This is a genomic window from Pseudomonas sp. PDM14 (assembly GCF_014851905.1).
GTDB lineage: Bacteria > Pseudomonadota > Gammaproteobacteria > Pseudomonadales > Pseudomonadaceae > Aquipseudomonas.
The window spans coordinates 2,096,216-2,120,145 of record NZ_JACVAQ010000001.1; the positions used below are offsets into that span (position 1 = coordinate 2,096,216).

A 23,930-nucleotide genomic window follows, 5' to 3' on the forward strand; every position below is an offset into this window, starting at 1 on the left:
TTCGTTGCGATGAAGCCGGTGGATTAACCGCCGAACTTCTTGCGCAGCTGTTGCACGGTACGCAGCTGGGCTGCGACCTCGGCCAGGTGAGCGGCCGCGGAACCGTAGTCGAACTCCGCGCCTTGCTCGTTCAGGGCCTTCTCGGCGGCCTTGAGGGCCTCCTGGGCTGCAGCTTCGTCGATATCGGCAGCACGCTGCACGGTGTCGGCGAGAACCTTGACCATGTTCGGCTGCACTTCGAGGAAACCACCGGAGATGTAGAACACCTCGGCTTCCCCACCTTGCTTGATCAGGCGGATAGGACCCGGCTTGAGATCGGTAATCAGCGGGGCGTGGCCCGGAGTGATACCAAGATCACCCAGGTTGCCGTGCGCGATTACCATCTCGACCAGACCGGAGAAAATCTCCGCTTCTGCGCTGACGATGTCGCAATGGACTGTCATAGCCATATCTAGCCTCACGTAAGCGCCCGTTGCCGGGCGCACGGGTGATTACAGTTTCTTGGCTTTCTCGATGGCTTCTTCGATGCCGCCAACCATGTAGAACGCCTGCTCCGGCAGGTGATCGTAGTCACCTTTGAGGATGCCGCTGAAACCAGCGATGGTGTCCTTCAGGGAAACGTACTTGCCTGGCGAACCGGTGAAGACTTCGGCCACGAAGAACGGCTGGGACAGGAAGCGCTGGATCTTACGAGCACGGGATACCAGCTGCTTGTCTTCTTCCGACAGTTCGTCCATGCCGAGGATCGCGATGATGTCCTTCAGCTCTTTGTAGCGCTGCAGCACGTACTGAACGCCGCGAGCGGTGTCGTAGTGCTCCTGGCCAATCACGTTCGGGTCCAGCTGACGCGAAGTCGAGTCGAGCGGATCGACCGCCGGGTAGATACCCAGGGAGGCGATGTCACGCGACAGTACGACGGTGGCGTCCAAGTGGGCGAAGGTGGTCGCCGGGCTCGGGTCGGTCAGGTCGTCCGCAGGTACGTATACGGCTTGTACCGAGGTGATCGAACCGTTCTTGGTGGAGGTGATGCGCTCTTGCAGAACGCCCATTTCCTCGGCCAGGGTCGGCTGATAGCCCACAGCGGACGGCATACGACCCAGCAGTGCGGATACTTCGGTACCGGCCAGGGTGTAGCGGTAGATGTTGTCGACGAACAGCAGAACGTCACGGCCTTCGTCACGGAACTTCTCGGCCATGGTCAGGCCGGTCAGTGCCACGCGCAGACGGTTGCCTGGCGGCTCGTTCATCTGACCGTAGACCAGTGCCACTTTGTCGAGAACGTTGGAGTCCTTCATCTCGTGGTAGAAGTCGTTACCCTCACGAGTACGCTCACCCACACCAGCGAACACGGAATAACCGCTGTGTTCCATGGCGATGTTTCGGATCAGTTCCATCATGTTCACGGTCTTGCCGACACCGGCACCACCGAACAGACCGACTTTACCGCCCTTGGCGAACGGGCAGACCAGGTCGATAACCTTGATGCCGGTTTCCAGCAGGTCGTTACCGCCCGCTTGCTCGGCGTACGACGGCGCAGGGCGGTGGATTTCCCACTGCTCTTCTTCGCCGATCGGGCCAGCTTCGTCGATCGGGTTGCCCAGCACGTCCATGATCCGGCCCAGGGTCGCTTTACCGACCGGTACGGAGATGGCCTTGTTGGTACGGGTGACGTCCAGGCCGCGTTTCAGGCCTTCGGTCGAACCCATCGCAATGGAGCGAACCACGCCGTCGCCCAGCTGCTGCTGAACTTCGAGGGTGGTTTCGGCGCCGACTACTTTCAGCGCTTCATAAACACTCGGCACTTGATCACGCGGGAATTCCACGTCGATAACGGCGCCGATGATTTGAACGATACGTCCGCTACTCATCTTTGGTTCCTCTGAATATTTGAACCGTTCTTAAACCGCGGCAGCGCCGCCGACGATTTCCGAAATTTCCTGGGTGATCGCTGCCTGACGCGCCTTGTTGTAAATCAGCTGCAGGCCTTTGATCAGATCGCCAGCGTTGTCGGTGGCGTTCTTCATCGCGATCATCCGGGCAGCCTGTTCAGCTGCGTTGTTCTCGACCACCGCCTGATACACCTGCGATTCCACGTAACGCACCATCAAGCCGTCGAGCAGCTGTTTGGCGTCGGGTTCGTACAGGTAGTCCCAGTGATGCTTGAGCTCAGCTTCCGGAGTCGCCACCAGGGGAACGAGCTGCTCCACTGTCGGCTTTTGCGTCATGGTATTGATGAACTTGTTCGAGACCACGGACAGACGATCGATGCGACCTTCGAGGTATGCATCGAGCATGACCTTGACGGAACCGATCAGATCATTGATCGACGGTTGTTCGCCCAGGTGGCTGATCGCAGCAACGACATTGCCACCGAAGCTGCGGAAGAACGCCGCACCCTTGGTACCAATCACGCAGAGATCAACCTCTACGTTTTGCTCGCGATTGCTCGCCATGTCCTTGACCAGAGCCTTGAACAGGTTGGTATTCAGACCACCACACAGACCACGGTCCGAGCTCACCACAACATAACCGACACGCTTGACTTCGCGCTCGATCATGAACGGATGGCGATATTCCGGGTTGGCGTTGGCCAGATGACCAATCACCTGGCGGATACGCTCCGCGTAGGGACGGCTAGCAGCCATGCGCATTTGTGCTCTGCGCATCTTGCTGACCGCCACCTTTTCCATGGCGCTGGTGATCTTCTGCGTGCTTTTGATGCTCGCAATCTTGCTGCGAATCTCTTTTGCGCCTGCCATGTAACACCTATCAGGTTAGCAAGCGGGGACCTCGCGGCCCCCGCTGCGGCTTACCAGGTTTGGGTGGCCTTGAACTTCTCGATACCGGCTTTCAGCTGGCCATCGATGTCGTCGTTGAAGTCACCCTTCTCGTTGATCTTCGCCATCAGAGCGGCGTGATCACGGTTGAAGTAGGCGATCAGAGCCTGCTCGAAGCTGATGACCTTGGCGACTTCGATGTCGGTCAGGAAACCACGCTCAGCGGCATACAGCGACAGCGCCATGTCAGCGATCGACATCGGTGCGTACTGCTTCTGCTTCATCAGCTCGGTGACGCGCTGACCATGCTCAAGCTGCTTGCGGGTGGCTTCGTCCAGGTCAGAAGCGAACTGGGCGAAAGCCGCCAGTTCACGGTACTGAGCCAGAGCGGTACGGATACCACCGGAGAGCTTCTTGATGATCTTGGTCTGCGCAGCACCACCCACACGGGATACCGAGATACCGGCGTTGACGGCCGGACGGATACCCGAGTTGAACATGGCCGATTCCAGGAAGATCTGACCGTCGGTGATCGAGATCACGTTGGTCGGAACGAACGCGGAAACGTCGCCAGCCTGGGTTTCGATGATCGGCAGAGCGGTCAGGGAACCGGTCTTGCCAGTCACGGCGCCATTGGTGAACTTCTCGACGTACTCTTCGGAAACGCGGGAAGCGCGCTCCAGCAGACGGCTGTGGAGATAGAAAACGTCGCCTGGGTACGCTTCGCGGCCCGGTGGACGGCGCAGCAGCAGGGAGATCTGGCGGTAGGCAACGGCTTGCTTGGACAGGTCGTCGTACACGATCAGGGCGTCTTCACCGCGGTCGCGGAAGTATTCGCCCATGGTGCAGCCGGCGTACGGCGCGATGAACTGCAGAGCAGCCGATTCGGATGCCGAGGCAGCTACGACGATGGTGTTGCCCAGAGCACCGGCTTCTTCCAGCTTGCGCACCACGTTGGCGATGGTCGATTGCTTCTGACCGATAGCTACGTAGACGCAACGGATGCCGCTGTTCTTCTGGTTGATGATGGCGTCGATGGCCAGAGCGGTCTTACCGATCTGACGGTCACCGATGATCAGCTCGCGCTGGCCACGGCCTACCGGGATCATGGCATCGACCGACTTGTAACCGGTCTGTACCGGCTGGTCGACCGACTTACGCCAGATCACGCCCGGCGCGACCTTCTCAACAGCGTCGGTAGCGACGTTGTTCAGCGGGCCTTTGCCATCGATCGGGTTACCCAGGGCATCGACCACGCGACCCAGCAGTTCCGGACCAACCGGGACTTCCAGGATGCGGCCGGTGCACTTTGCACTCATGCCTTCGGCCAGCGACTGGTAGGCACCCAGAACCACGGCGCCGACGGAGTCGCGCTCGAGGTTCATCGCCATCCCGTAGACGCCGCCCGGGAACTCGATCATTTCACCGTACATGACGTCGGCGAGACCGAAAATGCGCACGATACCGTCAGATACGCTGACGATGGTGCCTTCATTACGGGCCTGGGAAGAGACGTCGAGTTTCTCGATACGTCCCTTGATGATTTCACTAATTTCGGAAGGATTGAGTTGCTGCATTGCTCTGCTGCCCCTTCAAACTCAAGATTTCAACGCTTCGGCCAGCTTCGCGATTTTGCCGCGAACCGAGCCATCGATAACCAGGTCGCCCGCGCGGATCACGACACCACCGATGAGGGAGGCGTCTTCCGTTGCGTGCAGACGCACTTCTCGACTGAGCCGTGCGCTGAGAACCTTGGCGAGTTTGTCTTGCTGTTCTGTACTCAATGCGAAAGCACTGGTCACGTCCACGTCCACCGACTTTTCTTGTTCGGCCTTGTACAGCTCGAACTCGGCAGCGATGGCCGGCAACAGGTCGAGACGACCGTTTTCGGCTACCACGGAAATGAAGTTGCGTGCCTGCGCATCGAACTTGTCGCCACACACTTCAATAAAAGTGGTGGCCTTTTCTGTACTCGTCAGACGCGGGGCCTTGAGCACGCTTTGCAGGGTGTCGTCTTGCGACACCACTGCAGCCAGGCCGAGCATGGCTGACCAGGAGGCCAGTTGCTGATGGGCCTGGGCGTACTCGAAAGCAGCCTTGGCGTAAGGTCGGGCCAGCGTGGTCAGTTCTGCCATGATCGCCCTCGCTTAGATTTCGGCGGCCAGTTTATTAACCAGCTCCGCATGCGCGTTTTGATCGATGGTCGCACCCAGGATCTTCTCGGCACCGCCGACAGCCAGAGCACCCACTTGGGCACGCAGCGCGTCTTTGATGCTGTTCAGTTCCTGTTCGATCTCGGCCTGAGCCTGAGCCTTCACACGGTCAGCTTCGACACGAGCCTGATCACGGGCTTCGTCGACGATCTGAGTGCCGCGTTTCTTGGCCTGCTCGATGATTTCAGCAGCCTGGGTTTTGGCTTCGCGCAGTTGCTGGGCCACTTTCTCGTGGGCCAGTTCCAGATCGCGAGCCGCACGGTTGGCGGCGTCCAGACCTTCAGCGATCTTCTTCTGGCGTTCGCGCAAAGCCGTGATGACCGGAGGCCATACGAACTTCATGCAGAACAGCACGAAAATGAAGAACGCAACGGCCTGGCCAATCAGGGTTGCATTAATGTTCACGCCAACACCTCGCTCGTTCGTTGTTTCGTCTAACCAATCAGCTCGTAGAACGAGTGATTAGCCGGCGATCTGACCAACGAAGGGGTTAGCAAAGGTGAAGAACAGAGCGATACCAACGCCGATCATGGTCACGGCGTCCAGCAGGCCGGCGACGATGAACATTTTGACCTGCAGCATCGGGACCATTTCCGGCTGACGCGCAGCGCCTTCCAGGAACTTGCCGCCCAGCAGGCCGAAGCCAATGGCGGTACCCAGAGCGCCCAGACCGATCAGCAGGGCAACAGCAATCGCGGTGAGACCAACTACAGTTTCCATTTTTCCTCCGACTTTTTATGTCGTATTGGTTAGGGGTTTAAGTGAAGCGGTAAAACAAAATCAGTGGTTATCTTCGTGAGCCATCGACAGGTAGACGATGGTCAACATCATGAAGATGAACGCCTGAAGGGTGATGATCAGGATGTGGAACACGGCCCACGCCCAGTTCAGCGCAACACCCAGGGTGCTGAGCAGGAACATGCCACTGCCGAACATCACGGCAATCAGAATGAAGATCAGCTCGCCGGCATACATGTTGCCGAACAGTCGCAGGGCCAACGAGATCGGCTTGGCGATCAGGGTGACGAACTCGAGCAGGAAGTTGACCGGAATCAGCAGAATCTGCACGGCGATGTTCTTGCTGCCGAACGGATGCAGGGTCAGCTCGCCGAGGAAACCGCCGATGCCCTTGACCTTGATGCTGTAGAAGACGATCAGGGCGAACACCGACAGGGCCATGCCCAGCGTCGCGTTCGGATCGGTGGTTGGAACCACGCGGAAGAACAGATGATCGTTGCCGGTAATCCAGGCCGCAGTCATCGGCAGGAAGTCGACGGGCACCAAGTCCATCAGGTTCATCAGGAAGATCCAGACGAAGATGGTCAGGGCCAGGGGAGCGATCAGGTTGTTGCGGCCGTGGAAGGTGTCCTTGACACTGCCGTCGACGAACTCGATCAGCACTTCGACGAAGTTCTGCAGACCACCCGGTTGGTCACTGGTGGCGCGCTTGGCGGCCGCACGGAACAACAGGATAAAGATCAGGCCGAGGAATACGGACCAACCCAGGGTATCCACGTGGAATGCCCAGAAGCCCATTTCCTTTGCTTCTTGTGCGGTGTGGGCGAAGCCCCAATCACCATTCGGCAGTTGCCCGAAAGTCAGGTTCTGCAGGTGGTGCTGGATGTAGCCCGAAGCGGTTTGTTCTGCCATGGTTGCCTCAAACGCTCTAAGGTCTCGAAAGTCTTGTTCTCATCAGCAGCGGGGAAAACCATCCGACGCTGAGCGCCAGGACGAAGCCACCAAAAAGTGCCGGTGCCTCAAGTGGTTTCACCACCACAAACGCCAGTGTGAAAAGCACTGCCGTCAGAATCAGTTTGCCCGCCTCGCCGGCGTAGAACGCACGGACGATATTCTGAGCAGCCCGCGCCCCGCTGAAGCGAAACGCCTTGTGGGCGAAATACACATTGGGAAGCCAGGCAATCAGCCCCCCACAGAGTCCCGAGTAACCGCTCACCGGGCCACGCCATCCATACAGAACAGCAGCAACCAACAGCGTCACGGCCAGTTGGGCAAGCAGCACCGGAAACACCGGCAGACGATGGAAGGGCAGGCGGTTTGGCGTGCGTACATCCATCACAGCTTCCTCTGGCGTCGGCCGCCTAAAATCAACGACTTGGCATACTTTGTGCCGACAAAATGCGCGCAGAGTATAGGGGCGGTTCTACCCCCATTCAACTGGCGTGTAGTGAATTCCGACCGCCCGCTACAGCACCAAAGATGTGCAATTGTTTCCGCGGTTCAGCGGATGTGTGCCAAAACACCCTGCAGCTCGTCCAGCGAGTTGTAGCGGATGACCAGCTGGCCCTTACCCTTCTGGCCATGCTTGATCTGCACGGGAGCCCCTAGCTTCTCGGCTAGGCGCTGTTCGAGGCGATTGATATCGGGGTCGGCCTTGGGAGCGGCAACCGGCTTTTCCTTGCTGTTCAGCCACTGGCGAACGAGGGCTTCGGTCTGGCGTACGGTGAGACCTCGTGCGACAACGTGTCGCGCCCCTTCTACCTGCTGTTCAGCCGGTAATCCGAGCAGTGCACGGGCATGGCCCATTTCCAGATCGCCATGGGACAGCAGGGTCTTGATCTCTTCCGGCAGGGCGATCAGACGCAACAGGTTGGTGATGGTCGCGCGCGACTTGCCCACCGCGTCGGCCACCTGCTGCTGGGTCAGCTCGAACTCCTGCTGCAAGCGCTGCAGGGCGACGGCTTCCTCGATCGGGTTAAGGTCTTCGCGCTGGATGTTCTCGATCAGTGCCATGGCGATGGCGGCTTCGTCCGGCACCTCGCGAACCATTGCCGGGATCTTGTCCAGGCCGGCCTGCTGGCTGGCGCGCCAGCGGCGTTCACCGGCGATGATCTCGAAGCGGCCGCCACCGATCGGGCGCACCACGATCGGCTGCATCACACCCTGCGCCTTGATCGAGTTAGCCAGTTCTTCCAGGGCAGATGGATCCATGTCACGACGGGGCTGGTACTTGCCACGCTGGATCAGGTCCAGGGGCAGGTGTTGCAGCTCACGAGTGTCGGCCTGTACCGCCTCGTTCTCCAGCGCAGCGGCGGAAGTGCCACCGAGCAGAGCGTCCAGCCCGCGGCCGAGTCCTCGTTTCTTGATCGCCATGGGATTCCTTATGCAGTAGCAGTTTTAGCGTTGGCACGCTGGCGGCGCACCAGTTCGCCGGCGAGGGCGAGGTAGGCGATGGCGCCACGGGATTGCTTGTCGTAGACCAGCGCCGGCATGCCGAAACTGGGCGCCTCGGCGAGGCGCACGTTGCGCGGGATGACCACGTCGTAGAGCTGCTCACCGAAGTGTTCCTTGAGCTGCGCGCTGACGTCGTTGGTCAGGCTGATGCGCGGGTCATACATGGTGCGCAGCAAGCCTTCGATCTTCAGTGACGGATTGAGCAGCTGGGCGATGCGCTGGATGCTGTTGACCAGGTCGGACAATCCCTCCAGCGCGTAGTACTCGCACTGCATCGGGATGATCACGCCATCGGCGGCGACCAGGGCGTTGACCGTGAGCATGGACAGCGCTGGCGGGCAGTCGATGAGGATGTAGTCGTAGTTCTCGCGGATCGGCGCCAAGGCATAGCGCAGGCGGCTCTCCTTCATCTTCATTTCCAGAAGGGCTACTTCCGCGGCGGTGAGGTCGCGGTTGGCTGGCAGCAGCTGGTAGCCACCATGCTCGGAGAACTGCATGGCCTCGCCGACGGTGCTTTCGCCGATCAGCACGTCGTAGATCGAGTGCTCAAGGGTCTGCTTGTCTACACCACTGCCCATGGTGGCGTTACCCTGTGGATCGAGGTCGATGAGCAGCACACGGCGCTTGGTAGCGACCAACGAGGCAGCCAGATTGATGCAGGTGGTGGTCTTGCCGACCCCGCCTTTCTGGTTGGCGATCGCGAATACCTTGGCCATCTTGTGCTTCCCCTTAGACCGAGCGACGCAGTATCAACAGATGGCGCTGGCCTTGGCAACCGGGAACCTTGAGCACGTGCGTGCTTTGCAGGCGGAAGTCCGCGGGCAGGGCCTGCAATTCGTCATCCGGGTGCACGCCCTTCATCGCCAGCCACTGGGTTTCTCCATCACCGAGGTGGCGGGTCCAGTTGCTGAAGTCCTCAAGGGAGCTGAACGCACGCGAGCAGATACCGGCAAACGGCTGCGGCGGACGGAACGACTCGACCCGGTTGTGGATAACGTCCAGATTGGCCAGCTTGAGTTCCAGCTTCACCTGGGTAAGAAAGCGGGTCTTCTTGCCGTTGGAGTCGAGCAAGGTGAACTGCCGTTCGGGAAACAGAATGGCCAAGGGGATGCCCGGCATCCCGCCGCCACTGCCAACGTCCAGCCAGCTGTCGCCGCGCTCGGCCACGAAGGGCACCACGCTGAGGCTGTCGAGCAGGTGGCGCGAGACCATCTCGTCCGGGTCACGCACCGCCGTGAGGTTGTAGGCCTTGTTCCATTTGATCAGCAGGGCCAGGTAGGCCAGCAGCTGTTCCTGTTGTTGCGCGGACAACGCCACGCCCAGAGTGAGCGCGCCTTGCGCGAGTTCCTCGGCGTGACGGGACGTAACGGCGGACATCAGGCGCTCTGCTCCAGGGTACGGCCGGCGCCGCGCTTTTTCAGGTGGATCAGCAGCAGCGAGATCGCTGCCGGGGTCACCCCAGGAATCCGCGAGGCCTGGCCGAGCGTCTGCGGGCGGCTGTTGCCCAGCTTGCTCTGGATTTCCTTGGACAGCCCGGAGATGCCGGCGTAGTCGATATCGCCGGGCAGCACGGTGTCTTCACTGGCGCGCAGACGCTGGATCTCTTCCTGCTGACGGTCGATGTAGCCCGCGTACTTGGTCTTGATCTCGACCTGCTCGGCGACTTGCGGGTCTTCGGCACCGCCACCTGTGACTTCGACCAGCCCGGCGTAATCGATCTCCGGACGGCTGAGCAGGTTGAGCAGGTTGTACTCGTGGGTCAGCGGCGTGCCGAAACGACTGGCGATGGCATCGCCCTGGGGCGTTCCCGGGCGTACCCAAGTGCTCTTCAGACGCTGTTCTTCCTGCACGATGCCTTCGCGCTTGGCCTCGAAGGCCGCCCAGCGCTCGTCATCGACCAGCCCCAGCTCGCGACCTTTCTCGGTGAGGCGCAGGTCGGCGTTGTCTTCGCGCAGGATCAGCCGGTACTCGGCGCGCGAGGTGAACATGCGGTAGGGCTCCTGGGTGCCCAGGGTGATCAGGTCGTCGACCAGCACACCGATGTAGGCCTCGTCACGGCGCGGACACCAGCTGTCCTTGCCCTGAGCACGCAGCGCGGCGTTGGCGCCGGCCAGCAGGCCCTGGGCACCGGCTTCTTCGTAACCGGTGGTGCCGTTGATCTGCCCGGCGAAGAACAGGCCGGCGATGACCTTGGTTTCCAGGCTGTACTTCAGGTCCCGCGGGTCGAAGTAGTCGTACTCGATGGCGTAGCCGGGCCGCACGATATGGGCGTTTTCCATGCCACGGATCGAGCGCACGATCTGCAACTGCACATCGAACGGCAGCGAGGTGGAGATGCCGTTGGGGTACAGCTCGTGGGTGGTCAGGCCTTCCGGCTCGATGAACACCTGGTGGCTGTCCTTGTCGGCGAAGCGGTGGATCTTGTCCTCGATCGACGGGCAGTAGCGCGGGCCGATGCCTTCGATCACGCCGGAGTACATCGGCGAACGGTCGAGGTTGCTGGCGATGATCTCGTGGGTCCGCGCGTTGGTATGGGTGATCCAGCAACTGACCTGACGCGGGTGCTGCTCCTGCTTGCCGAGGAACGACATCAGAGGGATCGGCGTGTCACCGGGTTGCTCGGTCATCACTGAGAAATCCACCGAACGACCGTCGATGCGCGGTGGCGTGCCGGTCTTCAGGCGCCCGACGCGCAGCGGCAGCTCACGCAGGCGCTGGGCCAGCGCGATCGAGGGCGGGTCGCCAGCGCGGCCGCCGGAATAGTTCTGCAGGCCGATGTGGATAAGTCCGCCGAGGAAGGTGCCGGTGGTCAGCACCACCGACTCGGCGAAGAAGCGCAGGCCCATCTGGGTGACCACGCCTTTGACTTCGGCGTTCTCCACGATCAGGTCGTCGGCTGCCTGCTGAAATATCCACAGGTTCGGTTGGTTTTCCAGAATCTCGCGAATCGCCGCCTTGTACAGCACGCGGTCGGCCTGTGCGCGGGTAGCCCGCACCGCAGGGCCCTTGCGGCTGTTGAGCACGCGGAACTGGATGCCGCCTTTGTCGGTAGCGATCGCCATGGCACCGCCGAGGGCGTCGATTTCCTTCACCAGGTGGCTCTTGCCGATCCCGCCAATGGCCGGGTTGCAGCTCATCTGGCCAAGGGTTTCGACATTGTGGGTCAGCAGCAGGGTCTTCACGCCCATGCGTGCGGCTGCCAGCGCAGCCTCGGTGCCGGCATGGCCGCCGCCGATCACGATCACGTCAAAACGGGAAGGGAAGTCCACCACGCACCTCGTGCCTGTAGATAAAGGGGGGCTTTTGATTGAAAAGCGAGAAGGGTCGCAAGTATAGGGATTTAGCCTGGGTGAATGAAGCCTTCTGCACAAAAAATAGCCAGTCGGTAAAGCGTCAGGCTTATAAAGAATAAAAGAATGAATTTTTATAAAGCCTTATTTTTATGTTTATGTATGGTGAAGCACTTTTCTGTGGATAACCGTCTGTATCCCACTGGATTCAATACATTCAGCGAATGACAACCCTGTGCTGATCCTGCCACTTACCGGGGGGCAAGCTGGCAGATAGCTGTGGATTAAAAGGCCTGTTATGCACAGGCTGAGTTATCAGCAGGTTTTCAGGGGGGTTATCTAACGAGCTCAGGCCGGGTTTTCCACAGGTCTTATGGCGTCTGTATAACTCATGCACGCAGATTTTTTGACCAAACAGCGCGCAGCCGAATGCCCCCAACGGTGAGTCGGTTCTTCTTCGTAGAAAAGATTACTTGCCGATGCAGAAGCTGGAGAAGATCCGCCCGAGCAGGTCGTCCGAGCTGAACGCCCCTGTGATTTCCCCCAGGGCCTGTTGAGCCTGACGCAGGTCTTCGGCCAGCAGTTCGCCGGCTCCGGCCAGGGTCAGTTGGGCACGACCATGCTCCAGGTGGGCGGAGGCTTGGCGCAAGGCTTCCAAGTGGCGACGACGAGCGCTGAAGCTGTTCTCGGCGGTCTGTTCGTAGCCCATGCAGGCCTTGAGGTGATCGCGTAGCAGCTCCAGGCCTTGGGCAGACTTGGCCGACAGGTTCAACGTCACGTGGCCGTCTTCGCAGGTTTCCAGCTGTATCGCTTCACCCGACAGGTCAGCCTTGTTGCGGATCAGGGTGACCTTCTCCGGTGTCGGGCGGCTGTCGAGAAACTCCGGCCACAGCGCGAACGGATCACGTGATTCAGGCGCCGTGGAGTCGACCACGAGAAGAATGCGGTCTGCCTCGCCGATGGCCTTGAGCGCGCGCTCGACGCCGATGCGCTCGACCTGGTCGTCGGTATCGCGCAGGCCCGCGGTGTCCACCACATGCAATGGCATGCCATCGATGTGGATATGTTCGCGCAGGACATCGCGGGTGGTGCCGGCGATCTCGGTGACGATTGCCGCTTCTCGACCCGCCAGGGCGTTGAGCAGGCTGGATTTGCCGGCATTGGGTCTACCAGCGATGACCACGGTCATGCCGTCGCGCAGCAGCGCGCCCTGGCCGGCCTCGCGCAGTACTGTGGATAACTCTGCTCGTACGCCGTCCAACAGGCCCAATACATGGCCATCGGCGAGGAAGTCGATCTCTTCCTCGGGAAAGTCGATGGCCGCTTCCACGTAGATACGCAGGGCGATGAGTTTTTCCGTCAGGCCATGTACCCGGCGGGAGAACTCGCCCTGCAGCGAACGCACGGCATTGCGCGCGGCCTGGGCCGAGCTGGCTTCGATCAGGTCGGCGATGGCTTCGGCCTGGGCCAGGTCGAGCTTGTCGTTGAGGAAGGCGCGTTCGCTGAACTCACCCGGGCGTGCCTGGCGGGCGCCGAGTTCCAGGCAGCGCTGCAGGAGCATATCGAGCACCACCGGCCCACCATGCCCCTGAAGTTCCAGCACGTCTTCGCCGGTGAAGGAGTGCGGGCCGGGAAAGAACAGCAGCAGGCCTTCGTCGATCACTTCGCCTTCGTTATCATGCCAGGGGCCGTAGTGGGCATGCCGCGGCTTGGCTTCGATGCCGCTGAGGGTGATGGAGATGGCGCGTGCGCGTGGCCCGGAAACCCGGACGATGCCCACCCCACCACGCCCTTGGGCAGTGGCGACGGCGGCGATGGTTTCACGGGCTGCGGACATGCTGGCTTCCTCGGTAAAGGGCAGATAGCAAAACGCCCCACGAATGGGGCGTTGGCTATCGCGACGGCGTGGGTCAGGCTTTCGCCGCGGCCGCCTCGATCTTGCGGGTAATGTACCACTGCTGGGCGATGGACAGGACGTTGTTGACCACCCAGTACAGGACCAGACCGGCAGGGAACCAGAGGAAGAAGAAGGTGAAGATGATCGGCATCAGCTTCATCACCTTGGCTTGCATCGGATCCGGCGGTGTCGGGTTCAGTTGCTGCTGAATGAACATGGTGGCGCCCATGATGATCGGCAGGAGGAAGAACGGGTCCTTGATCGACAGGTCGGTGATCCACAGCAGCCACGGGGCCTGACGCATCTCGACGCTTTCCAGCAGGGTCCAGTAAAGAGCCAGGAACACCGGCATCTGCACCAGGATCGGCAGGCAGCCACCGAGCGGATTGATCTTCTCCTTTTTGTACAGCTCCATCATCGCCTGGGACATTTTCTGGCGATCGTCGCCATGTTGCTCCTTCAGCGCCTGCAGCTTTGGCGATACCGCACGCATGCGCGCCATCGACTTGTAGCTGGCGGCGGAGAGCGGGAAGAAGGCCAGTTTGATGATGATGGTCAGGACGATGATCGACCAGCCCCAGTTACCGAGGATGCTGTGGATATGTTCCAGCAGCCAGAAGATCGGCTGGGCAAGGAACCACAGGATGCCGTAGTCGACGGTCAATTCCAGGCCTGGCGACAGTTCGGCCAGGTGTTTCTGGATCTTCGGACCGGCGTAGAGGGTGGCGCTGGTTTCGGCTTGCGCGCCGGCAGCGACGCTCAGGGTCGGGCCGGTGAAACCGATGATGTAGTTGCCCTGGCTATCCTTGCGGGTCTGCACCACGTTGCTGGTGTCTTTGGCCGGGATCCAGGCGGTGACGAAGTAGTGCTGCAGCCAGGCAACCCAGCCGCCCTGCACGGTTTCTTTCAGCGGTTGCTTGTCGATGTCCTTCATCGACACCTTGCTGTAGGGCTCCTCGCTGGTCCACATGGCGGCGCCCAGGTAGGTGGCGGTGCCGGTGGCGGTAGTGGAGGACGGGTCGCCGCTGTTGTCACGCTTGAGCTGGGCAAACATGTTGCCGCTCCAGGCCTGGGCGGTCTGGTTGTCGACGCGGTAGGCGACGCCCAGTTCGTACTGGCCACGCTTGAAGCTGAAACGCTTGACGTAGTTGACGCCGGCTTCGCTGTACTTCAGCTCGACGACCAGCTCGTTCTGGCCATCAGCCAGTTGGTACTGCTTCTGCTCGCTCGACCACAGGGCACGGCCGCTGCTCTTGTCCGGTGCGTTACTGCCGATCAGGCCGCTCTGCGCCAGGTACAGACGCTCGCCGCCGTTGTCGAACAGCTGGAACGGGATTTCCGGACGGTCCTGACGGCGCGGGTAGGCCGGCAGCGTCAGTTGGACGATGTCACCCCCACGCGGGTCGATGGCCAGGTCCAGCACGTCGGTCTTGACGCGGATCAGCTCGTCGCTTTTGGCAGCCTGAGCGGCTTCCGGTTGCTGCTGTTCGCTGTTCGCGGCCGGAATGTCGTCATTGCTGCCAGCAGTGACGGCAGACGGGGAGTCCGGCAGATCGGGGGCACTGTTGCTGGCAACCAGGGCGCTCTGGGCAGGCAGGGCAGCCTGGCCATAATCCTGGTTCCATTGCAGGACCATTAGGTAGGACACGACCGCCAGGGCGACGAGCAGGATCGAGCGTTGGATATCCATGGATTACTCGGTCATCGAAGGAGAGGAAAGGGGCGGAACCGGGTCGTAACCACCGGGGTTCCAGGGATGACAGCGGCTCAGGCGGCGTATGCCGAGCCAGCCACCACGCAAGACACCATGCAGTTCGATGGCCTCTTGCGTGTAGCAGGAACAGCTGGGATAGAAGCGACAGTGATTAGCCATCAAAGGGCTGATGGCGTAGCGGTAGAACTGGATCGGAATGATCGCCAGTTTACGCATGGGGACTGTCGCTCACCCCTGATTCGGTGCGGGTTCAGGGCCAGGCCGCTGGCGGGCCAGGCGTTTCCAGAGTTTGCCGAATTGCTCGTGCAGTTCGGGGTTTTCCAGATCACCAAGCCCTTTGCGTGCCACCACGACAATATCCAGACCGCCGAGCAGATCCTGGTTGTGCCGGAACGAATCCCGGATCAGGCGCTTGAGGCGATTACGCTCGACAGAAAGCTTGACGCTTTTCTTTCCGATCACCAAACCCAGGCGGGGATGGTCAAGATCGTTCATGCGGGCGAGGAGCAGGACGTTTTTGCCAGGAGCCTTACCGCTGGGTGAATCGAAGACCGATTTGAATTGCCGAGGAGTTAGCAGGCGCTTTTCCCGACTGAAGTCTCGATTCACCACCCGTTCCGGTTTATCAGACGGTCAGACGCTTGCGGCCTTTGGCGCGACGACGCGACAGGACGGCGCGGCCGTTCTTGGTGGCCATGCGAGCGCGGAAACCGTGGGTGCGAGCGCGCTTGATAGTGCTGGGTTGGAAAGTGCGTTTCATGGTGCGTACCTGGGTGATCCACTGCGGGCCGGAATGGCCCCCGTTTAAAGAGACCGGCGATTCTAGTGAAACACTGAGGCCAGGTCAATTTCCGTACGGGCTTTGTGTGAGAAAGAAGATAAAAGGATAGAGATCTTTAAAGATCTAGATCTGTTTATAACGCTTAGAGAAGCCACTTTCTGTGGACAACCCGCTGTACGCTAGAAATGACGAGGGCTACAGCGTATCTGAACACTGTAGAAAAGACGTGTGCTGAGTGTGCTGCAGCTGGGTACAGGCTGTGGAACAAAGAGTAGTTTATCCACAGCGAGGTTTTGAACAGGGTTTTGCACCAACTTGTCCAGCTGGTTCAGGCGGCCTTATCCACAGATTTCATGAGTGCCGCGCATAATCCCATGTAAACCAATAAGGCCTTGATTTTCAATGTGCCTAGGCCCTATTACATGTGGATAACTCTTACCACGGGGGCTACAATGCAGGCTGCTTTTTTGGCTCGTTGACCGTGGTTACCTAGGGGATGTCTGTGTCTGTTGAACTTTGGCAACAGTGTGTCGAGTTGCTTCGCGACGAGTTGCCGGCCCAGCAATTCAACACCTGGATTCGACCCTTGCAGGTAGAAGTCGAGGGTGACGAGCTGCGCGTCTATGCCCCTAATCGTTTCGTACTGGATTGGGTCAACGAAAAGTACTTGGTCCGTCTGCTCGAGCTACTGGCCGAACGTGCCAGCGGACTGGCCCCAGCCCTTTCCTTATTAATAGGTAGCAAGCGCAGCGCGGCAGCCGTTCGTGCTCCAGCTGTTTCAGTCGCTCCGGCTGCGCCCTCCAATCCGTCGCCGTCGGTGCGCCAAGAGGTGCCGAGTGAGCCAGTCGCTGTGGCGCCGCCGCCTGCGCAACGTCCCGCCGAACGCTCGGTGCAGGTCGAAGGTGCGCTCAAGCACACCAGCTACCTGAACCGTACGTTCACCTTCGAAAACTTCGTCGAAGGTAAATCCAACCAGATGGCCCGCGCGGCAGCCTGGCAGGTGGCCGACAACCTCAAGCATGGTTACAACCCGCTGTTCCTTTATGGCGGTGTTGGCTTGGGCAAGACCCACCTGATGCACGCGGTGGGTAACCACCTGCTGAAGAAGAATCCGAATGCCAAGGTGGTCTACCTGCATTCCGAGCGTTTCGTGGCCGACATGGTCAAGGCGTTGCAGCTCAACGCGATCAACGAGTTCAAGCGCTTCTACCGTTCGGTCGATGCACTGCTGATCGACGACATCCAGTTCTTCGCCAAGAAGGAGCGTTCGCAGGAGGAGTTCTTCCATACCTTCAACGCGCTGCTCGAAGGCGGCCAGCAGGTGATTCTCACCAGCGACCGCTATCCGAAGGAAATCGAGGGGCTGGAAGAGCGCCTGAAATCCCGTTTCGGTTGGGGCCTGACCGTTGCAGTCGAACCGCCCGAGCTGGAAACCCGTGTGGCGATCCTGATGAAGAAGGCCGAGCAGACCAAGGTCGATCTGCCACACGACGCTGCGTTCTTCATCGCCCAGCGCATTCGTTCCAACGTGCGCGAACTCGAGGGTGCGCTCAAGCGCGTGATCGCCCACTCGCACTTTACCAACCAGCCCATCACCATCGAGCTGATTCGCGAGTCGCTCAAGGACTTGCTGGCCCTGCAGGATAAGCTGGTCAGCGTGGACAATATCCAGCGCACGGTGGCCGAGTACTACAAGATAAAAATTTCCGATCTCCTGTCCAAACGCCGCTCGCGTTCGGTGGCTCGCCCACGCCAGGTGGCGATGGCGTTGTCCAAGGAGCTGACCAACCACAGCCTGCCGGAAATCGGCGATGCGTTTGGCGGAAGAGACCACACCACAGTTCTGCATGCCTGTCGTAAGATTGCGGAATTGCGGGAATCCGACGCGGACATCCGCGAGGACTACAAGAACCTGCTGCGCACCCTGACAACTTGACACGCAGCCTTTAAGGCAAAGGGACGAGACCATGCATTTCACCATTCAACGCGAAGCCCTGTTGAAACCTCTGCAACTGGTCGCGGGCGTCGTCGAACGCCGTCAGACCTTGCCGGTACTCTCGAACGTGCTGCTGGTCGTCGAGGGCCAGCAGCTGTCGTTGACCGGCACCGACCTGGAAGTCGAACTGGTCGGCCGTGTGACTCTGGAAGACAGCGCGGAACCGGGTGAGATCACCGTCCCGGCGCGCAAGCTGATGGATATCTGCAAAAGCCTGCCGAACGACGCGCTGATCGATATTCGCCTCGACGAGCAGAAGCTGGTGGTCAAGGCTGGCCGTAGCCGCTTTACCCTTTCCACCCTGCCTGCCAACGATTTCCCGACCGTGGAGGAAGGCCCGGGCTCGTTCAACTTCAGCCTGGTGCAGAGCAAGCTGCGTCGCCTGATCGAGCGCACCAGTTTCGCCATGGCCCAGCAGGATGTGCGCTACTACCTCAACGGCATGCTGATCGAAGTGCAGACCGGCATCCTGCGTGCCGTGGCTACCGATGGTCACCGCCTGGCGATGTGCTCCATGGAAGCGGCCATCGAACACACCGAAAAGCACCAGGTGATCGTGCCGCGCAAAGGCATCCTGGAACTCGCCCGTCTGCTCACCGAGCAGGATGGCGAAGTGGCCATCGTGCTCGGCCAACATCACATCCGTGCTACCACTGGCGAATTCACCTTCACTTCCAAGCTGGTCGACGGCAAGTTCCCGGACTACGAACGCGTGCTGCCGCGTGGTGGCGACAAGCTGGTGATCGGCGACCGCCAGGCACTGCGTGAAGCCTTCAGCCGTACCTCGATCCTGTCCAACGAGAAGTACCGGGGTATTCGCCTGCAGCTGGCCAGCGGCCAACTGAAGATCCAGGCGAACAACCCGGAACAGGAAGAGGCTGAGGAAGAAGTGGCGGTCGACTACAACGGCGGCTCGCTGGAAATCGGTTTCAACGTCAGCTATCTGCTCGATGTGCTGGGCGTGATGACCACCGAGCAGGTGCGCCTGATCCTTTCCGATGCCAACAGCAGCGCGCTGGTTCAGGAAGCAGGCAATGACGATTCGTCCTACGTCGTTATGCCGATGCGCCTGTAACCCCTGAATGTCCCTCTCCAGCGTCACCGTCACCGCGGTGCGAAATCTGCACCCGGTGACGCTCTCCCCCTCCCCGCGCATCAACATCCTTCATGGCGACAACGGCAGCGGCAAGACCAGCCTGCTGGAAGCCATTCACCTGCTCGGCCTCGCCCGCTCTTTCCGCAGCAACAAGCTGCTGCCGATGATCCAGTACGAACAACCTGCCTGTACCGTCTTCGGTCAGGTCGCTCTGGATGCGCAGCGCTCCAGCAACCTTGGAATTTCCCGCGACCGCCAGGGCGAGCTGCAGATTCGTATCGATGGGCAGAATGCGCGTGGCATGGCGCAACTGGCTGAAGTGCTGCCGCTGCAGGTGATCAATCCAGACAGCTTTCGTCTGCTCGAGGGGGCACCGAAGATTCGTCGGCAGTTCCTCGATTGGGGAGTGTTCCACGTGGAACAACGCTTCCTCCCGGCCTGGCAACGCCTGCAGAAGGCCCTGCGCCAACGGAACTCGTGGCTGCGGCATGGTACACTGGACAGCGCTGCACAAGCGGCCTGGGACCGCGAACTTTGCCTGGCCAGCGATGAACTGGACGGCTATCGCAGGGCGTATATCCAGGCGTTAAAGCCGGTATTCGAACAGGTGCTGAGTGAGCTGGTGGATCTGCAGGGGCTGACCCTGAGTTACTACCGCGGCTGGGATAAGGACAAGGCGTTGACCGATGTACTGGCCGCCACCCTGTCCCGCGATCAGCAACTGGGACACACCCAGGCCGGACCGCAGCGTGCAGATCTGCGCCTGCGTTTGGGGGCACACAATGCCGCGGAGATTCTGTCCCGCGGCCAACAGAAGCTGGTGGTATGCGCCTTGCGCATTGCCCAGGGGCATCTGCTGAATCAGGCCAAACATGGCCAATGCATCTATCTGGTGGACGACTTGCCGTCGGAGCTGGATGAGCAACATCGACAGGCCTTGTGCCGACTGCTCGAAGATTTGCAGTGTCAGGTGTTCATCACCTGTGTCGACCACGAACTATTGAGCGATGGCTGGCGCACGGACACGCCGGTCGCTATGTTCCACGTGGAACATGGCTGTATCACCCAGACACGACCACCGGGAGTGAAGGCATGAGCGAAAACCAAACGTACGACTCCAACAGTATCAAGGTCCTCAAGGGACTGGATGCCGTACGCAAGCGACCAGGCATGTACATCGGTGATACCGATGACGGCAGCGGTCTGCACCACATGGTCTTCGAGGTGGTCGACAACTCGATCGACGAAGCCCTTGCCGGTCACTGCAGCGAGATCAGCATCACCATCCATCCGGACGAATCGATCACCGTACGTGACAACGGCCGCGGTATTCCGGTGGACATCCACAAGGAAGAAGGCGTCTCCGCCGCCGAGGTCATCATGACCGTGCTGCACGCCGGCGGTAAGTTCGATGACAACAGCTACAAGGTATCCGGCGGCCTGCACGGCGTGGGTGTCTCGGTGGTCAACGCTCTGTCGAAAGAGCTGATCCTGACCATTCGCCGCAGCGGCAAGATATGGGAACAGACCTACGTGCACGGCGTACCGCAAGCCCCGTTGGCGGCGGTTGGCGATGCCGATGGCTCGGGTACACAGATCCACTTCAAACCGTCCGAAGAGACGTTTCACAACATCCACTTCAGCTGGGACATCCTGGCGAAGCGCCTGCGCGAACTGTCCTTCCTCAACTCCGGTGTCGGTATCGTCCTCAAGGATGAGCGCAGCGGTAAGGAAGAGCTATTCAAGTACGAGGGCGGCCTCAAGGCGTTCGTCGAATACCTGAATACCAACAAGACCGTGGTCAACCAAGTGTTCCACTTCAACATCCAGCGCGAGGAAGATGGCGTGGGTGTGGAAGTCGCCTTGCAGTGGAACGACAGCTTCAACGAGAACCTGCTGTGCTTCACCAACAACATCCCGCAGCGTGATGGCGGTACTCACCTGGCCGGCTTCCGCTCCGCCCTCACCCGCCACCTGAACAACTACATCGAGGCCGAAGGCCTGGCGAAGAAGTTCAAGGTGGCCACCACCGGCGACGACGCCCGTGAAGGCCTGACCGCGATCATCTCGGTCAAGGTGCCGGACCCGAAATTCAGCTCGCAGACCAAGGACAAGCTGGTCTCCTCCGAGGTGAAAACCGCGGTGGAACAGGAGATGGGCAAGTACTTCTCCGACTTCCTGCTGGAAAATCCCAACGAAGCCAAAGCCGTGGTCGGCAAGATGATCGACGCCGCCCGTGCCCGAGAAGCAGCCCGTAAAGCGCGCGAGATGACCCGCCGCAAGGGTGCGCTGGACATCGCCGGCCTGCCCGGCAAGCTGGCCGACTGCCAGGAAAAAGACCCGGCACTGTCCGAGCTCTACATCGTGGAAGGGGACTCCGCGGGCGGTTCTGCGAAGCAGGGCCGTAACCGCAAGACCCAGGCGATCTTGCCGCTCAAGGGCAAGATCCTCAACGTCGAGCGTGCCCGTTTCGACCGCATGATTTCTTCTCAGGAAGTCGGCACGCTGATCACCGCACTTGGCTGCGGTATCGGTCGCGACGAGTACAACATCGACAAGTTGCGCTACCACAACATCATCATCATGACCGACGCTGACGTCGACGGCTCGCACATCCGCACCCTGCTGCTGACCTTCTTCTTCCGTCAGTTGCCGGAGCTGGTCGAGCGTGGCTACATCTATATCGCCCAGCCGCCGCTGTACAAGGTCAAGAAGGGCAAGCAGGAGCAGTACATCAAGGACGACGAGGCCATGGAGGAATACATGACCCAGTCGGCCCTCGACGAGGCCAGCCTGCACGTCAACGAGAATGCCCCGGGTCTTTCCGGCGCAGCGCTGGAGAAGTTGGTCAACGATTACCGCAGTGTGATGAAGACCCTCGGCCGTCTGTCCCGCGTCTACCCGCAGGACATCACCGAGCACTTCGTCTACCTGCCGCGCGTGCCGGTCGAGCAACTGGCCGACCAGGCCGCCATGCAAACCTGGCTGGAAGGCCTGCAGGCACGCCTGAAGAGCGTGGAGAAATCCGGCCAGACCTTCACCGCCAGCTTGCGTGAAGATCGCGAGCGTCACCTGTGGCTGCCAGAAGTCGAGATCATGGCCCACGGTCTGTCCAGCTACATCACCTTCAACCGTGATTTCTTCGCCAGCAACGATTACCGCACGGTAACCACGCTCGGCGAGCAGCTGAACAGCCTGCTGGAAGACGGTGCATACGTGCAGCGTGGCGAGCGCAAGAAGCCGGTCACCACCTTCAAGGAAGCCCTGACCTGGCTGATGACCGAAAGCACCAAGCGTCACAGCATCCAGCGCTATAAAGGGCTGGGCGAGATGAACCCGGAGCAGCTGTGGGAAACCACCATGGACCCGTCCGTGCGCCGCATGCTCAAGGTCACCATTGAGGACGCGATCGCTGCAGACCAGATCTTCAACACCCTGATGGGCGATGCCGTGGAGCCGCGCCGCGACTTCATCGAAAGCAATGCCCTGGCGGTGTCCAACCTGGACTTCTGATTCACTGCTTCGTTGTCGCGAGAAACCCGGCCATCTGCCGGGTTTTTTGTTTTCAATCAGGTAGTTGCGGCATCTACGAGTGAGCTTCGCCACCCGTCTCGCATGGGCGTCGCATCATCTGGCTGTTCGCGGGTGGACAGCTTCTTCTATAGTGGCTGAAACCAGATGCAGCTGAAGACCGCGAGGGCCGCCACAGGGCCGCCAACCAGGGCTGACAGCCACGACCCCAGGCTCCCATGATTGCCCATACGCCCACTATTTTTGCCTGCGTTGCCCTCGTCGCCACGGTCATGGCCTTTTGCCTGATCCTCGCTGGCCAGGTGAATCACCGTGACGGCCTGTTCACCACCGGCTGCGGCCTGTTGGCCCATGCGCTGGCCTACGTCTGCTACACCCTCTACGGCCATGCACCACTCTGGCTGACCTACAGCGTGGCCAACACGCTGCTGGCAGTAGCCCTGGCCTTCTACCTGGCGAGCATCTATCGCATCCGTGCGCTGGCGGTGCCCTGGTGGATGGTCCTGAGCCTGCCGCTGTTGATGGCCTTGCTGATGGTCGTGCTGATCGAGCACCGCGAGCCGCGCATGCTCGCCTCCTCCAGTGTGCTGATGCTGCAATGTCTACTTATCGTTGTCGTTGCGCAGCGACGTGCCTCGCCAGGCGGCCGCGCGCATGTATTGCTTATCATCGGCGGCGGCATCAGCCTGATCGGCCTCGGTTTGCGGGTAGTGGCCATTCTGTTCGGCACGGCGCCGGAGATGCAGTACGACGTCAGCAACCTCAAGCAGACCATCTCCGTCAGCATCGGCACGGTGACGGTGATGATGTTCTCGCTGGGCCTGGTGCTGCTGTCCAAGGAGCGCAGTGAGGCTTCGCTGCACCACATGGCCCTGCGCGATGCGTTGACCGGCATGCTCAACCGCCGGGCGATCCTCGAGCAGCTGTCGGGCGAGCTGGAGCGCGCACGGCGTGCCGGCAGCTCGCTGGCGATCGCCATGATCGACATCGACCACTTCAAGCAGATCAACGACCAGTACGGCCACCTTGCCGGCGACGAAGTGCTCTGCCACTGCGTACGTCACCTGTCGCAGCAACTGCGCCAGTCCGACACCATCGGCCGTTACGGTGGCGAAGAGTTTCTCCTGTTGCTTCCCGATACCCCACCTGCAGGGGCCATGACCGTGGTCGATGCACTTCGCCAGTCCCTGGCTGCCAACCCTGCCCTGTTCGGCAAGCGCAGCATCCCCCTGAGCTTCAGCGCCGGGCTCTGGTGCGGTGTGCCGGGTCCCGGGGATAGCTCCGACAGCCTCATCGCCAGGGCGGATGCGGCGCTGTATGCAGCCAAGCAGGATGGGCGCAACACCTTGCGCCTGCTGCAGGCAGGCGATGCCCAGGATGGTTTCCGCAGCCTTGCGGGTGCAGCGCTCTGAGCGGTGTTCACGCGGCATGAAAAAGCCCGGC

Annotated in this window: 21 protein-coding genes and 2 pseudogenes; 5 read left to right on the plus strand and 18 right to left on the minus strand. The window is 60.5% G+C overall.

The features are described from left to right. Positions 1-23: 23 nt before the first annotated feature. The 18 genes and pseudogenes from IB229_RS09885 to rpmH all read right to left on the minus strand — a co-directional run bounded on the left by IB229_RS09885 (position 24) and on the right by rpmH (position 15,843). A complete protein-coding gene (locus IB229_RS09885) occupies positions 24-449 on the minus strand; it encodes a F0F1 ATP synthase subunit epsilon (protein WP_192327665.1) in 426 nt (141 codons plus the stop codon). A gap of 42 nt (positions 450-491) precedes the next feature. Next, the gene (gene atpD, locus IB229_RS09890; RefSeq protein WP_192327668.1) at positions 492-1,868 is read right to left on the minus strand and encodes a F0F1 ATP synthase subunit beta; all 1,377 of its coding nucleotides are present in this window, start codon (positions 1,866-1,868) and stop codon (positions 492-494) included. A 30-nt stretch (positions 1,869-1,898) separates the two neighbouring features. After that, the gene (gene atpG, locus IB229_RS09895) at positions 1,899-2,759 is read right to left on the minus strand and encodes a F0F1 ATP synthase subunit gamma (RefSeq protein WP_192327671.1); all 861 of its coding nucleotides are present in this window, start codon (positions 2,757-2,759) and stop codon (positions 1,899-1,901) included. 50 nt (positions 2,760-2,809) lie between these two features. Further along, positions 2,810-4,354 (minus strand): F0F1 ATP synthase subunit alpha, encoded by a 1,545-nt coding sequence (gene atpA, locus IB229_RS09900; RefSeq protein WP_192327674.1) that lies wholly within the window; start codon positions 4,352-4,354, stop codon positions 2,810-2,812. 21 nt (positions 4,355-4,375) lie between these two features. Next, the gene (locus IB229_RS09905) at positions 4,376-4,912 is read right to left on the minus strand and encodes a F0F1 ATP synthase subunit delta (protein WP_192327677.1); all 537 of its coding nucleotides are present in this window, start codon (positions 4,910-4,912) and stop codon (positions 4,376-4,378) included. 12 nt (positions 4,913-4,924) lie between these two features. After that, positions 4,925-5,395 (minus strand): F0F1 ATP synthase subunit B, encoded by a 471-nt coding sequence (locus IB229_RS09910; RefSeq protein WP_192327679.1) that lies wholly within the window; start codon positions 5,393-5,395, stop codon positions 4,925-4,927. A gap of 57 nt (positions 5,396-5,452) precedes the next feature. After that, entirely contained in the window at positions 5,453-5,710 is a 258-nt protein-coding gene (atpE, locus tag IB229_RS09915; RefSeq protein WP_003097235.1) for a F0F1 ATP synthase subunit C, read from the minus strand. 60 nt (positions 5,711-5,770) lie between these two features. Next, positions 5,771-6,640, minus strand: a complete 870-nt coding sequence (gene atpB, locus IB229_RS09920; RefSeq protein WP_192327682.1) for a F0F1 ATP synthase subunit A — start codon at positions 6,638-6,640, stop codon at positions 5,771-5,773. A 16-nt stretch (positions 6,641-6,656) separates the two neighbouring features. Beyond that, a complete protein-coding gene (locus IB229_RS09925; protein WP_192327685.1) occupies positions 6,657-7,064 on the minus strand; it encodes a F0F1 ATP synthase subunit I in 408 nt (135 codons plus the stop codon). Positions 7,065-7,228: 164 nt separating this feature from the next. Then, a complete protein-coding gene (locus IB229_RS09930) occupies positions 7,229-8,101 on the minus strand; it encodes a ParB/RepB/Spo0J family partition protein (RefSeq protein ID WP_192327688.1) in 873 nt (290 codons plus the stop codon). A gap of 8 nt (positions 8,102-8,109) precedes the next feature. After that, on the minus strand, positions 8,110-8,898 hold the full coding sequence (locus IB229_RS09935) for a ParA family protein (protein WP_192327691.1): 789 nt from the start codon (positions 8,896-8,898) through the stop codon (positions 8,110-8,112). Between the two features lie 13 nt (positions 8,899-8,911). After that, a complete protein-coding gene (gene rsmG / locus IB229_RS09940; protein WP_192327694.1) occupies positions 8,912-9,559 on the minus strand; it encodes a 16S rRNA (guanine(527)-N(7))-methyltransferase RsmG in 648 nt (215 codons plus the stop codon). Next, positions 9,559-11,451 (minus strand): tRNA uridine-5-carboxymethylaminomethyl(34) synthesis enzyme MnmG, encoded by a 1,893-nt coding sequence (gene mnmG / locus IB229_RS09945; RefSeq protein WP_192327697.1) that lies wholly within the window; start codon positions 11,449-11,451, stop codon positions 9,559-9,561. Before mnmG ends, rsmG begins: the two co-directional genes overlap by 1 nt. Positions 11,452-11,941: 490 nt before the next feature. After that, the gene (gene mnmE, locus IB229_RS09950) at positions 11,942-13,309 is read right to left on the minus strand and encodes a tRNA uridine-5-carboxymethylaminomethyl(34) synthesis GTPase MnmE (RefSeq protein WP_192327700.1); all 1,368 of its coding nucleotides are present in this window, start codon (positions 13,307-13,309) and stop codon (positions 11,942-11,944) included. A 73-nt stretch (positions 13,310-13,382) separates the two neighbouring features. Further along, positions 13,383-15,059 carry a membrane protein insertase YidC gene (gene yidC / locus IB229_RS09955; protein WP_192327703.1) on the minus strand — a complete coding sequence of 559 codons (1,677 nt, stop codon included), beginning with the start codon at positions 15,057-15,059 and terminating at the stop codon, positions 13,383-13,385. Positions 15,060-15,062: 3 nt separating this feature from the next. Next, positions 15,063-15,299, minus strand: a complete 237-nt coding sequence (gene yidD, locus IB229_RS09960; RefSeq protein ID WP_192327706.1) for a membrane protein insertion efficiency factor YidD — start codon at positions 15,297-15,299, stop codon at positions 15,063-15,065. Continuing rightward, positions 15,292-15,695 (minus strand): annotated as a pseudogene (gene rnpA, locus IB229_RS09965) (ribonuclease P protein component). Before rnpA ends, yidD begins: the two are co-directional and overlap by 8 nt. Positions 15,696-15,708: 13 nt before the next feature. Beyond that, a complete protein-coding gene (gene rpmH, locus IB229_RS09970) occupies positions 15,709-15,843 on the minus strand; it encodes a 50S ribosomal protein L34 (RefSeq protein ID WP_003246698.1) in 135 nt (44 codons plus the stop codon). Between the two features lie 523 nt (positions 15,844-16,366). On the opposite strand from rpmH, the gene dnaA reads away from it, so the two are divergent. The 5 genes and pseudogenes from dnaA to IB229_RS09995 all read left to right on the plus strand — a co-directional run bounded on the left by dnaA (position 16,367) and on the right by IB229_RS09995 (position 23,899). Further along, entirely contained in the window at positions 16,367-17,800 is a 1,434-nt protein-coding gene (gene dnaA / locus IB229_RS09975) for a chromosomal replication initiator protein DnaA (protein WP_318652094.1), read from the plus strand. 31 nt (positions 17,801-17,831) lie between these two features. After that, the gene (gene dnaN, locus IB229_RS09980) at positions 17,832-18,935 is read left to right on the plus strand and encodes a DNA polymerase III subunit beta (protein ID WP_192327716.1); all 1,104 of its coding nucleotides are present in this window, start codon (positions 17,832-17,834) and stop codon (positions 18,933-18,935) included. A gap of 7 nt (positions 18,936-18,942) precedes the next feature. Next, positions 18,943-20,044 (plus strand): annotated as a pseudogene (gene recF / locus IB229_RS09985) (DNA replication/repair protein RecF). Positions 20,045-20,048: 4 nt separating this feature from the next. Continuing rightward, positions 20,049-22,469 carry a DNA topoisomerase (ATP-hydrolyzing) subunit B gene (gene gyrB / locus IB229_RS09990; protein WP_192327722.1) on the plus strand — a complete coding sequence of 807 codons (2,421 nt, stop codon included), beginning with the start codon at positions 20,049-20,051 and terminating at the stop codon, positions 22,467-22,469. Between the two features lie 236 nt (positions 22,470-22,705). Continuing rightward, entirely contained in the window at positions 22,706-23,899 is a 1,194-nt protein-coding gene (locus tag IB229_RS09995; RefSeq protein ID WP_192327725.1) for a GGDEF domain-containing protein, read from the plus strand. Positions 23,900-23,930: the final 31 nt, after the last annotated feature.